Annotated in this window: 15 protein-coding genes; 6 read left to right on the forward strand and 9 right to left on the reverse strand. The window is 42.5% G+C overall.

All coding sequences use genetic code 11. The features are described from left to right. Positions 1-46: 46 nt before the first annotated feature. On the reverse strand, positions 47-847 hold the full coding sequence (locus CHB71_RS00630) for a hypothetical protein (protein WP_089354947.1): 801 nt from the start codon (positions 845-847) through the stop codon (positions 47-49). Positions 848-934: 87 nt separating this feature from the next. Here CHB71_RS00630 and CHB71_RS00635 point away from each other — a divergent pair, with 87 nt between their 5' ends. Both CHB71_RS00635 and CHB71_RS00640 read left to right on the forward strand, forming a co-directional pair. Further along, on the forward strand, positions 935-1375 hold the full coding sequence (locus tag CHB71_RS00635) for a BLUF domain-containing protein (protein ID WP_089354948.1): 441 nt from the start codon (positions 935-937) through the stop codon (positions 1373-1375). 59 nt (positions 1376-1434) lie between these two features. Continuing rightward, entirely contained in the window at positions 1435-1887 is a 453-nt protein-coding gene (locus tag CHB71_RS00640; protein WP_089354949.1) for a DUF6265 family protein, read from the forward strand. On the opposite strand, the gene CHB71_RS00645 is transcribed toward CHB71_RS00640, so the two are convergent. Genes CHB71_RS00645 through CHB71_RS00675 form a run of 7 tightly spaced genes read right to left on the reverse strand, consistent with a single transcriptional unit; the run spans position 1868 to position 7302 of the window. After that, positions 1868-3037 carry an MFS transporter gene (locus CHB71_RS00645; protein WP_089354950.1) on the reverse strand — a complete coding sequence of 390 codons (1170 nt, stop codon included), beginning with the start codon at positions 3035-3037 and terminating at the stop codon, positions 1868-1870. The genes CHB71_RS00640 and CHB71_RS00645 overlap by 20 nt on opposite strands. After that, positions 3037-4047, reverse strand: coding sequence for a glycosyltransferase family 2 protein (locus CHB71_RS00650; protein ID WP_089354951.1), 1011 nt, complete (start codon positions 4045-4047; stop codon positions 3037-3039). The genes CHB71_RS00645 and CHB71_RS00650 overlap by 1 nt, the downstream gene beginning before the upstream one ends. After that, complete coding sequence (locus CHB71_RS00655) at positions 4048-4752, reverse strand: TIGR04283 family arsenosugar biosynthesis glycosyltransferase (protein WP_089354952.1); 705 nt, start codon at positions 4750-4752, stop codon at positions 4048-4050. Continuing rightward, positions 4749-5153, reverse strand: coding sequence for a VOC family protein (locus tag CHB71_RS00660; RefSeq protein WP_089354953.1), 405 nt, complete (start codon positions 5151-5153; stop codon positions 4749-4751). Before CHB71_RS00660 ends, CHB71_RS00655 begins: the two co-directional genes overlap by 4 nt. A gap of 2 nt (positions 5154-5155) precedes the next feature. Further along, entirely contained in the window at positions 5156-5500 is a 345-nt protein-coding gene (locus CHB71_RS00665; protein WP_089354954.1) for a DUF4260 domain-containing protein, read from the reverse strand. Between the two features lie 12 nt (positions 5501-5512). Then, positions 5513-6784, reverse strand: a complete 1272-nt coding sequence (locus CHB71_RS00670; protein WP_089354955.1) for an aminotransferase class V-fold PLP-dependent enzyme — start codon at positions 6782-6784, stop codon at positions 5513-5515. A 38-nt stretch (positions 6785-6822) separates the two neighbouring features. Continuing rightward, positions 6823-7302 (reverse strand): SRPBCC family protein, encoded by a 480-nt coding sequence (locus tag CHB71_RS00675; RefSeq protein WP_245811190.1) that lies wholly within the window; start codon positions 7300-7302, stop codon positions 6823-6825. Between the two features lie 94 nt (positions 7303-7396). Between CHB71_RS00675 and CHB71_RS00680 the strand changes: the two genes are divergently transcribed. Together CHB71_RS00680 and CHB71_RS19160 are read left to right on the forward strand one after the other, a co-directional pair. Beyond that, positions 7397-8164 (forward strand): carboxypeptidase-like regulatory domain-containing protein, encoded by a 768-nt coding sequence (locus CHB71_RS00680; protein WP_089354956.1) that lies wholly within the window; start codon positions 7397-7399, stop codon positions 8162-8164. A gap of 239 nt (positions 8165-8403) precedes the next feature. Next, positions 8404-8556 (forward strand): GIY-YIG nuclease family protein, encoded by a 153-nt coding sequence (locus CHB71_RS19160; RefSeq protein WP_369073800.1) that lies wholly within the window; start codon positions 8404-8406, stop codon positions 8554-8556. Between the two features lie 357 nt (positions 8557-8913). On the opposite strand, the gene CHB71_RS00690 is transcribed toward CHB71_RS19160, so the two are convergent. Beyond that, positions 8914-9987 carry a DUF3089 domain-containing protein gene (locus tag CHB71_RS00690; protein WP_089354957.1) on the reverse strand — a complete coding sequence of 358 codons (1074 nt, stop codon included), beginning with the start codon at positions 9985-9987 and terminating at the stop codon, positions 8914-8916. A gap of 71 nt (positions 9988-10058) precedes the next feature. Here CHB71_RS00690 and katG point away from each other — a divergent pair, with 71 nt between their 5' ends. Both katG and CHB71_RS00700 read left to right on the forward strand, forming a co-directional pair. Further along, positions 10059-12227: a catalase/peroxidase HPI gene (katG, locus tag CHB71_RS00695; RefSeq protein ID WP_089355589.1), complete on the forward strand. Its 2169-nt coding sequence runs from the start codon at positions 10059-10061 to the stop codon at positions 12225-12227. Positions 12228-12306: 79 nt separating this feature from the next. Beyond that, a complete protein-coding gene (locus CHB71_RS00700; RefSeq protein ID WP_089354958.1) occupies positions 12307-12822 on the forward strand; it encodes a hypothetical protein in 516 nt (171 codons plus the stop codon). Positions 12823-12988: the final 166 nt, after the last annotated feature.

Raw genomic sequence — 12988 nt, forward strand, 5'->3', positions numbered from 1 at the left:
AAGATATCTCATTGCATTCGATATGACAGGTTTTGAAGAACCAAACTCATATTTCATTAACTAAAGCGACTTTCCAGTACTTGACATTATTGGAATTAGGTGGCAGCATTCCCAGCGGCCACCCCTTCCCGGTTGTCTCCCAAAAATAATAGTTCTTGCCCCGATAAGTCAGGTGGTCTCCAGCGGTTGGCATGTTCAGCGCCAGCATGGCATGCGCATACTCATTGCTCACCACGATCATCGGATCAAAAGCCAACTCTTCCAGAATGGTATAGATCAAAACTGCCCGGGTGTCGCAATCGCCATATAACGAATGCAAAAATTCATAGGGTGAAAGAAGTCCAAGTGCTATTTTCCCTATGCAGGGTTTTCCCTTGTTGTCAGTTTCCGAGCAATCTTCCACACGAACATAGCTATATGGAATGTCTTGAACAAAGGTGACGACCAGTTCGGCCAATTCCTCTCTCGATAGCTGCTGCTGCAGGGAGATATCCTGAAGTGAATCAACCAGAAAATCGATGTGGCGTTTGCTGTCAAGCACTAGCTCCCGATAGATCTTTCCCCATACATTTTCATAGCTGTCCAACTCGTAGATGATGTCATTTCTTTTCTTTCCGGCCTCCAGGCTTACTTTCTCTACGGATTCATAAGATGCACAAAAGGACTTGGAGTAGTTGACAGACTCCCATTCTCGTTGATGTCTGCGATCGTTTTCAGTATTGATCACCGTAAAACCATCTCTACAGTATTCCTTATCAACCTCTCCAGTCTTTAGCAGACTGATTACACTTGTAAGCAGCGTGTAAACCACCACGATAAAGAAAAGGAAGCGAATGATGCCCTTCATAAAGCTAAAGATCTAAAAAGAGAATGATTTTCAAAGGCTTAATTCCCTTCAATTTTTTGGCTAAATTCCAGTACCTGACCAATTTTCATGATTTATTATATCATTTACACAAGCAAGCCCACGGGCGAAATCACCCCCGAAACACTTAAGGATATAACTTCTGTATCCGAAAAAAACAATCCGGGCAAAAAAATTACAGGAATGTTGTTGGGGGTAGAAAACAAATACCTTCAGTATTTAGAGGGGCCGGAAGAAAATGTAAATGAGCTCTTTCAGAAGATTTGGAAAGACCCGAGGCACCAAAATGTAACTCAATGGATCAAAGGGTATTCCAAAGAACGTGTCTTTGGAAGGTGGTCCATGGGGTCCTGGATGCTAAGCTATTCGGCGCTTAAAAAAATGCCCGCTTTAGCTGACTTAAAGAAGTTTCTGGATGATCCATTAAATAATGATCTGCAGTCAAAAAAATTTATGTCCATGATGCACGATTTGCTTAAAATGTGGATAGAAGAAGAGGCTGAGCACTAATAAAACCCGAGAGGTTTGTCGGATTGATCCTGGTTTAATCGTCAATAAAATAAAAAGACATGAAAGTATTTAACATTCTTACGGCTATCCTGATCTTTTCTATCACCTCACTTCACGGTCAGAATACGGATGTTCCCTACGCCTGGCTGGCCGGAAGCTGGACCGGTGATGGGTTTGGCGGAACTTCAGAAGAGGTCTGGTCTTTGCCATCAGCAGATGGCACGATGATGGGAACCTACCGTCACCACAAAGGCGATGGAAGTCTCAATTTCTACGAGTTTATGGTGATGGACTCTACAGGTCTTCGGCTCAAACACTTCAACCCGGATATGACCGGATGGGAAACGAAAGAAGATTTCGTTCACTTCAAAGCCATTGAGTTTACGGAAGACATGATTGTGCTGAAAGGGCTGGTTTTTGAGCGGAAGTCTGATGATGAAATCGAAATCCGGTTAGATCTGAAAAATGGAGATAAGGCCTGGACGGAGGTTTTTAAGATGAAGCGGAAGTAGATTTTATCAAATTGATAACGCCGATCATTGGCCCAACCGCCAAAATCAGGTAGAGATTCTCGAAAGGAACGAATTCCACCAATACGCTTAAGAGCTGAATACTCACAATAGTGATAGCAAAACCTATGCAGGTCACAAGAGTAAGTGCTGTGCCTTTCAATTCAGGATTGGCATTTTGAGCAACGAGAGTTGAAAACAGCGGGGAATCTGCGATCACCACCAAACCCCAAAAAATCAGAAATGCGATAAAAAAAGGAAGTGAAACCTCAAACATGAGTGGAGATAACAGACAACAAATTCCGGAAAGACCTAAAGCCCAGGTAGCCACTTTTTTTGGTCCCCAATGATCGGATATATAACCACCAAAAACGCAAGCCAATCCTCCCAGACCAATGACAAAGAATGAAAGAAGTGGGATGTTGACTGTATCTAAATGATATGCTCTATACTGAGCCAAAATGATCGGAACAAACGCCCAAAACGCATACAATTCCCACATGTGGCCAAAGTATCCAAAAGATGCAGCCCGAAACTCCTTATTTTTGAACACCTGACCGATGATACTAAACTTCGGTATCTGAAGCTTGCTTCGATATGGACCTTCACCAACAAAAAGTCTTATCAGCAATCCCCCCAGCACACCGAGTGCAGAGGTGAGAATCAAAACCAATCGCCAGTCATAAGAAACCTCCATGCTTGCGATCAAATGAGGTAAAGCTGTTCCGACCACCAGTGCCCCCACCAAAAAGCTCAGTGCTTTTCCAAGTCCTTTCTCGTAATAGTCAGAGGCAATCTTCATTCCCACCGGATAGATTCCGGCAAGGAAAAACCCAGTTAGAAATCGAAAAATCAGGATTTGACTAAATGAAACATCCAACACGATCAACAGGTTTGCTGTGGCACCTAAGAAGGCACTAGTAAAAAACACATTGGATGGGTGAAAACGATCAGCGATGGTAAAGACCGCATACACCAGTGTGCCAATGATAAACCCGAATTGCACGGATGAAGTCATGTATCCCAGATCCGCTGATTGGAGGTCAAGCTTAACAATCAGGTCCGGCATTATAGCATTGCCGGCAAACCAGAGTGAAGTGCACATGAATTGTGCTAGAACAATGATGGGTAATATGAACTTTCGGGTCGCCATCAGGCAAAAAACCAATAATCTTTCACCGGCTTTTTCCCCCAACCCTCTAGCATTTTTCTAATCTCCACTTTCTCATCAGGGGATGTCACCACAATCACGATTTGTGGATTTTTAAATGTGGGAACAGCATCCTGATGTTCGATCGTAATTCCATAGACATCCTTTCCCACCTTTCGCTTATTGTCACATACCCAGTGAAAACTATTTTCCTCCTCAAAAAGGAGCTTCGCCAGGTCTTTCCCGTTTCTTCCTGCCCCCCAAAGTACCAGCGGTCGCCCCCGATCCCTGTCGATTTGGTAGAAGTACCGAAGCTTCATCTCGAAATAGCGGTTGTCTTTGTACTCTTCCCACGTTCGGGAAATCCGATCCGATCGATCTCTCCAATAATGCAGCACTTTGTCGATTCCATGAACTTTCAGCCCTTCTTTATAGAAACGAAAACACAGGTCGTAATCTTCCGGGTATACTTCCGGATTAAACCCGTTTACTTTATCAAAATCCTCTTTGTGAATGATCCAGCAGTGTGATGGAATTACACACTCCTGATAAATCTCCTGATAGTGGGTTTCATTCCTTGCTACTTCATTGAGCCAGATTTCATATCGGCGAAAGCCATCACCCACTTCTCCTTTTTCCACAAAATGTTCCGTACCCCCGGCAATGATGTGTCCCTTGCCATACTTCATCCATTCCTTTACCAACACTTCCAGTTTGTCTCGTGGCATTTTATCATCCGAATCCATCCGGTTGATGAGCTCTCCCTTGACCGTGGCATATCCTTCTTTCAACGCTGGAATCAGCTTATGGCGTTTGCTGTGAACCACCTTGATTCGATCATCTTTTTCTGCATACCAATTCAATATCTCCGGCGTACGATCCTTTGAGTGATCATTGATCGCAATCAGCTCCCAGTTTTTATAGGTTTGGCCAATGATGGAGTTAATACATCCGGGCAAATACGGCGCTGTGTCTTTGGCCGCCATGATAATGGAAACAAGGGGTTGAGTCATTTATGTTTTTAGGTTTTTGCTCCAATACTTTTCAGCATATGGGGAGACAGGAAAGCCTAAATTAAAACGAATGAACATATTGAGGTCAAACCAAGCGATTTTAAAAAACCCATGCTCGTTAAATCTTCGTGGAGAAGTCTTAATGGATGATTTTATTAGTGAAAGTTTTCCTGCCCTTCTTAACCGTTTGCATAAGTAGGCTGTCTCCATCAGTGGGTTTTCTGGAACTCCTCCAATCTCTTCCAATGCCGACCTGCGTAAAAAAACTGCCTGATCTCCATAGTAGACCCTTCCAAAACGATATCGAATGCGATTAATAAAAGTGATAATCGAAAGCTTCCAATCTGGCTTCAGAAAAGAAAACTCAAAAGCTCCGCCGTAGACTTTTTGATTCTGTAGCACTTTTCTAATTTTTTGATCAAATCCCTCAGGCAAAAACGTATCTGCATCCAGAAACAATATTACCTCACCGGATGATTGCTGAGCACCAAAATTCATGCTCAGGAATTTTTTGAAAATAAACTCAGGCAAAGAGAAGGTCTTTACCCGCATTGCTTCAATACTTTCTAGCGTAGAATCTGTACTCCCCGCGTCTATTACAATTATTTCAAGCTCTTCCTTTTTCTCGGCACAACTCAGCGTATGCTCAATGGTCTTCCTGAGATATTCTTCCTCATTGAGTGTCGGGATGACGATGGATATCATACCTGGCTGATCTCAAATAAATGGCCATCCGGATCCGTGAAAAATGCCCGAATCTCGGCACCCCAATCAACGGGTGGAGTTAAGAAATTGGCTCCTCTCTCCTTCAGTGTTTCGTAGCAACCCATGCAATCCTTTACCCGAATGGTAAATGAATGACTGACATCATTTGGATTTTTGGGCGGCATAAATTGTATTTCCGGTTTGTCCTTAGTTGGCCCGCCGGAGGTGACAAGCAAAATCCAGTTTCCTAAAAACTGTAAAACGCAAGAGTCTCCACCATACTCCCGGTAGATCTCTGCACCAAGTACATTTTGGTAAAAGTCTTTGGATTTGGCCATGTCTGAAACCACCAAAATGGTGGTCAGGGCCATGTCTTCTGAAGGGAATGGTGCTTTAGCCATAACTATAGGTTTCCAAGGTGTGTATGCTTAAAGTTATCACTAAACTTTAATCCATACCCGAAAATACGATCCATACTGGCATGTCCAAAGAGGATGATACCTGCCAGCTGAAGTTCAGGAATCATCCACCAAAAGCCTGCAAATCCTATCAAAATTGCAATGCCTTTATGGTGGAAGAAGTTATAACTTGTTGCTCCAATTTTGGTGTTAATCAGGTACCCAAGCATCCCAATATCCGGAGTTAAGATCAACAGCAGGTAAATCCACCATGCATAATCGAGGAAGCTGAACAGGTAGATGGATAGGAGAAACATCATGAGTTCCTCCAGTTTGAGTAGGTTTTTCATTTGATTGCTTTTTTAAGAAGCGGCTATTTTGGTAATACCCTCCATCAGCACATCCAGTTCTTCAGTTAGGTTATACAGATTCGGTGTGACTCTCACCACCTCTTGGTCCGGTAAATATCGAATCACTGTGAACACCTTCGTTTTTTCATAAAGTTCGTCAATCACCTTTTTGGTCTCTTTTCCTTCGACTTTGAAGCTGGCAATCGCACAGCTTCGCGCTGATTCTGATGGAGTAGTAACCATTACATTTGGAATCTCCCTTGCCTTTGCTGTCCAATAGGTTTGGAGATATCGCAAACGTTTTTCTTTTGTCGATACGGTAATGGTTTCATTGAATGACTGGGCCTCTGGAATAGTCAGTATAGTTGGAACGGAAAGTGTTCCAAAATGTCCCAACTTCATTATGTCATCCTCTTCTGAACCGCTATCTCCATAAAGTGGCTTTAGGTCTTTGATGCGATCTTTATTGACATATAGAAGGCCTGCACCTAGTGGGTTGCCAAACCATTTGTGAAGGTTGACACCTACAAAATCAGCACCTAAATCTTTCAGTTTATAATCGACCTGAGCGAAACTATGGGCAGCATCTACAATGACTTCAATTCCCTGAGGTTTAAATTGATCTGATATTTTCTTAATGGGCATAATCTGTCCGGTCAGATGAATGATATGCGTGCATAAAATACATCTGGTCTTTGGGGTTACCGCCGCAGTATATTTATCAAGTATTTCCTCATCACTTTTTGGAAGCAGTGGAAGGTTGATTCTTTTTATTGCAATTCCTTTTTGCTTTTCCAGCATTTCAAATGTCTCAATCATGCTGAAATAGTCCTTTCCGGAAAGGATGACTTCATCACCAGTTTTCCAATCCAGTCCTTGGATCACAATATTGAGAGCTTCCGTCGCATTTCTGGTAATCAATGCTTCTTCCGGGTCAATCCCGGCAAAGTTTGATAAGCTGCTAACAATAGATTGGTAATCTGCTCCGTAGTTGGTTCTTAGGTATCTGGAGGAGTTAACATTTACCTGCTTAATATTTTTTAAATATGCCTTTTGTACCGGAAGTGGTTGTACTCCAAAATACCCATTCTCGAGGTTGATAAAGTCTTTTGGCACATCATAAAAATCCTTTCGGAATTTTTTCCAGAATTTTTCATCAGTAGTCTGATCTGATTGGAAGAAACCTGAATAATCTGCAATGGTGGGGCGATTAGCTTTAGCCTGAATAAATGGAAGCCCTGCTATCCCGGCGGCCATTCCTTTAATTACTTTTCGACGGTCCATATCTTCATGTTTGGTGAGGTCATCACCAATAAAGATAGCTACTTCCCAAACTTCTCCTCCAGCACCTTCACCCGATATTCAAAAATTCCTTTGAGCTGTTTCTTTACCAAAAGTACTTGAGCAAGATGTCCCAGGAATCCAAATGGCATTTTGTATGAGACCTTATCTGTCATCATTACACCTTGTTCATTTTCTTCAAAATGATGTTCATGGTGCCACATTCGATAAGGGCCAAATCGTTGTTCGTCCACAAAGAATTTTCCATGCTTTACCTGCGTGATCTCCGTCACCCAGCTGGTTTTAATTCCTGGTAAAGGCGATACCTTATAACTAATTATTTGACCTGGATACATTTTGCCAGGCTCTCCGGAGGTAATCTTAAAACCCATCTGTTGAGGTGTGATCTTCTCCAGATTTTTTGGTGATGAAAAAAATTCCCAGGCCTCAGACAACCCAATTGGAAGTTGCTGCATTACTGTTAATGTATAGATACCGGAATGCTTTTTGATTTCAATCATTACCAATTAACCTGCTTTTGCATAAAATGTTAAATAATCCTAAATCAAAAATTCGCATTTATTAATCAATGATATTTGATTCTTGAAATTTCTGATGACCATATCGCTGATCCTCATTGGGGTTGCTGTGCAGGCGCAGCGTACATACGTCTATGGAGTGGTTCGTGATAGTTTGAGTGGTGACGAAATGATTGGTGTGCACGTAAGAAACATAGATGCCGGCAGCTTGACATCCACCAATGAGGAAGGAAAGTTTAGGATTCCCTCACAAATAGGTGATACACTGGTCTTCTCAAGTGTAGGTCATACCACGCTTGCCTGGATTGCAGATTCCACCTGGTTTAAGGAGGAAGAAATCGAATTCTTACTTCCGGTTAATACAATCTACCTGGATGAAGTGGTCGTAGGGGAATTTCCTGAATATGAGCGGTTCAAAGAATTGATCATTCAAGAGCAACCGAAAGACACCACATTCAAAATATTTGGTGTACCCGAAGTGGTGATGGATCCTTATCCTGTCCTTGAAAAAAACGAATACCTACACCCGGCTTTTGTGTTTTTTCATCCGGTCTCAGCTCTTCACCATTCTTTTAGCAAAAAGGAAAAAGAGAAACGAAAGATGCAGCAGATCATGAAACGCCAGCATATTACTACAAAAGCTAATCTCAAATTTACACGTGATTGGGTGGCAGAAAACACGAAACTGGAAGGTGACAAACTCACCAGCTTCATTGAATATTGTGATTTCTCAATAGACTATCTCGCCAGTGCCACTGTCTTCGATATTCATCAGCGGATGATGGCATTGCTACCTGACTTTTTGGAGGAGTATAAGGAGAAGGAGAGGTTTCGGGAGGGGTAATCAAAATTATTTTTAAGAGGGGCTACTCAGCCTAATGGAAGTGACGGTGCTCTGTACTAGCGTCACCTCGAAGAAGGCACGACTGAGGGGTCTCCTTGATTTGGAGCAATAAATGGGGAGATTTCTCCCTCCTCAATATTCATCCCAAAATTTATCAGGACTTCTCCCTCGTACCTCGGTTCGAAGTGACGGTTCTAATTATATTTAGCTTGATGGAAAAAGGAGGTGCTGTTTATATTATGACAAACCAACATCATACTGTTTTCTACACTGGTGTTACTTCCGAATTGATTCCTCGTGTATATGAGCACAAAACCAAACTCTACCCCAAAGCTTCACTGCAAAATACAACATTGATAAGTTGGTCTATTTTGAGGGATTCCATTCTATAGAAGAAGCTATTGATCGTGAGAAACAGGTTAAAAAGTATCGAAGAGAAAAGAAGATTAATCTCATTGAGAGTATAAATCCTGAATGGAAAGATTTGTATGATGACCTTGAATAGCTATTGGTAAATCATAGAAGAGGGGACTTCTCACCTTAATGGATTCGAAGTGACGGTGCTCTGGTACTAACGTCACCTCGAAGAAGGCACGACTGAGAGGTCTCCTTGATTTGGAGCAATAAATGGGGAGATTTCTCCCTCCTTCGTCGGTTCGAAATGACGAACGAAAAAAGAAGTCTCATCAATATTCAGCCCAATCTATCAGAAGGGGACTTCTCCTTCGTACCTCAGTTCGAAGTGACGGTCAATCCAAATATTCTTTCTCTCTCAAATACGTCTCCACACGCTCTGCTACATTTTCCCGGATATTCATATAAAAGAGGTTGTAATCCACAATGTGATAGCGTTTCCAGTTGATCAGGAAGTTTCCAAAAAACTTGGGCTTATTGATCCAGAGCATGCCATCCTTGTTTTGAGCGTCAGAAAGCCCCGTTCTTATCTTTTTGAAATTCTTCAAAATCCCTCCCTGGTTTGCTCCCCAGGAAACATAGGCAGTGTCTGTCGTCCAACTCAAAGGATTCACATTTAGTGCATCTGCATACCAAAAGTCATGGTTAGGCGGGTAGTAGTCACGTGCATATGTATTCCATGTCAACCAACAACCTATTTCAGTAGGATTATCGCATATTGGAATGTTGCTAAAAGTTCCTTTATCCATAGGCATACCTACAATGTAAGCGGCTACCAATTGCTCCATTAAAGGCTTGTTTTCAAAGAATTCACTCAGCAGCTTTGTCGCATGGTTAGTTCCCTGACTATGTGATGCAATTATAATCGGCCTGCCTTGATTCCAGTTATCAAGGTAATATTCAAATGCCCTTTTCACATCTGTATAAGCAAACTCTAACGCTTCAACCTTTAAAGGCAGGTTACCCATACTGTAAATGCCAATGTGTGCCTGCCGATAAAGTGGTGAATAAACTTTTGCTGAACCATTGAACACGCTCGCTTGATATTTGATTGTTGAGTTTGCTATTTCCTTGTTCAGCTTCTCATCATTTACATCAGCAAACCAAGGGTGCTCTTTGTCCTGTTTTTTGGAATAGATGGTAGGATAAATGAAGAAAACATCTACAGCAGCATTTGCCTGATATTCTTTAAGCTCACCTTTTCCTGGTACTTCATCGGCCATATCCTTAACTTCCGGATGGGCAATCCAGTATTTCATCTCTGAATAGTCGGGTACTGGTGGGACAAGCGATAAATCCTCTATTGTGTATTTGGTTTTAAATGTATTCTTAGACTGAGAATAGCCTCTTTGCGACAAAAACATGCAAAAGCAAACAAGAAATCCTTTATAGATTATTCTTATAGCCATATAAAATTTATAAATTATGATAATAATAGATTTACTCTAGTTAAAGTATTAAAACCTTTTCTAAAATGAATATGAACGCATCTTCAAATGGGGCTGGCAAATGCCCATTTCATGGAGGAAATACCTCCACCGGCACTACTGATAAACACTGGTGGCCAAATTCTCTCAATCTGGATATCTTAGGTCAGCACGACTCCAAAACAAATCCTTATGATGAGAATTTTGATTATCGGGAAGCGGTTAAAGAATTAGACTTTGATGCTATAAAAGCAGACATGCATGCCTTAATGACGGACAGTCAGGATTGGTGGCCCGCTGACTGGGGTCATTATGGAGGGTTAATGATCCGAATGGCCTGGCATGCGGCTGGTACGTATCGGATCTCCGACGGTAGAGGTGGTGCAGGAACAGGGAATCAGCGCTTTTCTCCATTAAACTCCTGGCCAGACAATGTCAGCCTGGATAAAGCCAGACGACTTCTTTGGCCTCTCAAAAAGAAATATGGCAACAAAATCAGCTGGGCAGATCTTTACATTTTAGCAGGGAATGCTGCTTATGAAACCATGGGATTGAAAATGTTTGGCTTCTCCTATGGAAGACCAGACATCTGGCACCCTGAAAAGGATGTCTACTGGGGAGCAGAAAAAGAATTTCTTGCACCTAGTGAAGAGCGCTATGAAAACCTCGATGATCCTTCCACACTTGAAAATCCCTTGGCTGCTGTCCACATGGGGCTCATTTATGTGAATCCTGAAGGGGTTAATGGAAATCCCGATCCACTTAAGACTGCAGCTCAAGTGAGAGAGACATTTAAACGAATGGCCATGAACGATGAAGAAACGGTGGCATTGACAGCAGGCGGTCATTCAGTAGGTAAAGCACATGGAAATGGAGATGCCAATAAGTTAGGGCCTGAGCCGGAAGGAGCGTCAATTGAAGAGCAAGGATTCGGCTGGTCGAATAATCAAAACGGTGGAGTTGGTAGACACGCAATCACCAGTGGTATTGAAGGTGCCTGGACATCAGAGCCTACTAAATGGGACAATGGCTATTTTAAAATGCTTTTTGAGCACGAGTGGGAAGTAAAGAAAAGCCCTGCCGGCGCAAACCAATGGATGCCTGTCGATATCAAAGAAGAAGACATGCCTGTGGATGTTGAAGATCCGTCTGTCAGGACTATGCCGATTATGACAGACGCAGATATGGCCATGCGAGAAGATCCGATTTACCGTGAAATCTCTCTGAAATTCAAGGATGATCAGGAATATTTCTCCGAGACCTTTGCAAGAGCATGGTTTAAGCTAACCCACAGAGACATGGGACCTAAGGTGAGATACATTGGGCCTGAAGTTCCGAAAGAAGACTTGATCTGGCAGGATCCGATCGAGCCGGGTAACGCATCTTATGATGTAGATGCATTGAAGAAGAAAATTGCAGATTCAGGAATTTCCATTCAGGATATGGTAGCAACCGCATGGGATAGTGCGAGAACTTTCAGGGGTTCTGATATGCGTGGTGGAGCCAACGGGGCTAGGATTAGATTAGCACCTCAGAAAGATTGGGAAGGTAATGAGCCCGGAAGGCTTTCAAAAGTGCTTTCAAAGCTCGAACCAATTGCTAATGAATTCAATGCTAGCGTCGCAGATGTAATTGTGCTGGCAGGAAATGTGGGGGTGGAGCAAGCGGCAAAAGCTGCCGGATTTAATGTTACGGTTCCATTTGCTCCGGGCAGAGGTGATGCAACACAAGAAATGACAGATGTTGAGGCTTTTGAGCCATTAGAGCGAGTGGCCGATGGTTTTAGAAATTACCAGAAGAAGGCGTATGCGGCTACAGCAGAAGAAATGATGTTGGATCATGCACAGCTACTCGGACTTACAGCTCCTGAAATGACGGTGCTGGTAGGTGGTATGCGTGTGATGGGTGCTAATTATGGTGGTTCGAAGGATGGTGTATTCACGGATAATGTGGGAGCCCTATCTAATGATTTCTTTGTGAACCTGACAGACATGAAATACAAATGGGAACCCAAAGGAGCGAACCTCTATGAAGGGAAAAACAGAAAAACAGGGGAAGTAGCCTATACGGCAACAAGAGCAGATCTGGTTTTCGGTTCCAACGCTATACTTAGGGGATATGCAGAGTTGTACGCACAAGATGACAATAAAGAAAAGTTTGTTCATGACTTCATTACAGCCTGGACAAAAGTGATGAATGCAGATCGATTCGATTTGAATTAAGAACCAGCTAGGGAGCCCGATTGTATCGGGCTCTTTTTTTTATCCAAATTGAGCGTATATTAATGGAAGCTATAGCGATATGCTACACTACATTCACATACAGGGAAAAGAAGCTCCGCCTTTCTATTTCAGAGATAAGACAGCTCAAAATTTTAAGTCTGTCGTCCAGTCATTGGGTGATGGTTCTTCGCTCGTGATTTCCTCCTTGTATCGTACCGATGTGCTATACACCTCAACTAAGGACCTCTCCGAAATCATCCTAAAACTATGGTCACTTCAGGAAGATAACTTTGAGCCATCCAGACTAACTTTTGTCAGCGGACGAGATAATGCGCTAGAGTTGTTCTTCACCTCCCTTGTTTCTTTTAGCAGTGCTTCCAAATGGTATGAAATTTATTTGGAGGAGTTCAGGCATGCCTGTTCCCTTGACAGAAACAATCCTATCCTAAAAGATTTGAAGCTGTGCGAGCAGTATCTTCAGGCCTCTCATCAGACCATCCCCAGACCCATTGCCGGGAATGACACTCAAGATTTACTCCCAAGAAGGGAAGTCTTCGATGACCTGGTCAAACACATCAACGATTTTCTGAATTGACATTGAGCAAAAAATAAAACAGTTCATTATTCAATTCCTCCCTTGAGGCCGATCCGAGGCATTGTAGAATGGGTAGGTGTTAACATGTAATACACCCCTGTAATCCCCTCAAGGGGATAATCCATTTTAACTAAGTCGGCATTCAGGCACGATTCATGCTTTTATT

Origin of the sequence: Ekhidna lutea, assembly GCF_900188325.1 — a bacterium.
Lineage (GTDB): Bacteria > Bacteroidota > Bacteroidia > Cytophagales > Cyclobacteriaceae > Ekhidna > Ekhidna lutea.

Coding starts and splice junctions, on each gene's coding strand:
- CHB71_RS00630 (WP_089354947.1), bottom strand. CDS start 847: ATGAAGGGCATCATTCGCTTCCTTTTCTTTATCGTGGTGGTTTACACG.
- CHB71_RS00635 (WP_089354948.1), top strand. CDS start 935: ATGATTTATTATATCATTTACACAAGCAAGCCCACGGGCGAAATCACC.
- CHB71_RS00640 (WP_089354949.1), top strand. CDS start 1,435: ATGAAAGTATTTAACATTCTTACGGCTATCCTGATCTTTTCTATCACC.
- CHB71_RS00645 (WP_089354950.1), bottom strand. CDS start 3,037: ATGGCGACCCGAAAGTTCATATTACCCATCATTGTTCTAGCACAATTC.
- CHB71_RS00650 (WP_089354951.1), bottom strand. CDS start 4,047: ATGACTCAACCCCTTGTTTCCATTATCATGGCGGCCAAAGACACAGCG.
- CHB71_RS00655 (WP_089354952.1), bottom strand. CDS start 4,752: ATGATATCCATCGTCATCCCGACACTCAATGAGGAAGAATATCTCAGG.
- CHB71_RS00660 (WP_089354953.1), bottom strand. CDS start 5,153: ATGGCTAAAGCACCATTCCCTTCAGAAGACATGGCCCTGACCACCATT.
- CHB71_RS00665 (WP_089354954.1), bottom strand. CDS start 5,500: ATGAAAAACCTACTCAAACTGGAGGAACTCATGATGTTTCTCCTATCC.
- CHB71_RS00670 (WP_089354955.1), bottom strand. CDS start 6,784: ATGGACCGTCGAAAAGTAATTAAAGGAATGGCCGCCGGGATAGCAGGG.
- CHB71_RS00675 (WP_245811190.1), bottom strand. CDS start 7,302: ATGATTGAAATCAAAAAGCATTCCGGTATCTATACATTAACAGTAATG.
- CHB71_RS00680 (WP_089354956.1), top strand. CDS start 7,397: ATGACCATATCGCTGATCCTCATTGGGGTTGCTGTGCAGGCGCAGCGT.
- CHB71_RS19160 (WP_369073800.1), top strand. CDS start 8,404: ATGACAAACCAACATCATACTGTTTTCTACACTGGTGTTACTTCCGAA.
- CHB71_RS00690 (WP_089354957.1), bottom strand. CDS start 9,987: ATGGCTATAAGAATAATCTATAAAGGATTTCTTGTTTGCTTTTGCATG.
- katG (WP_089355589.1), top strand. CDS start 10,059: ATGAACGCATCTTCAAATGGGGCTGGCAAATGCCCATTTCATGGAGGA.
- CHB71_RS00700 (WP_089354958.1), top strand. CDS start 12,307: ATGCTACACTACATTCACATACAGGGAAAAGAAGCTCCGCCTTTCTAT.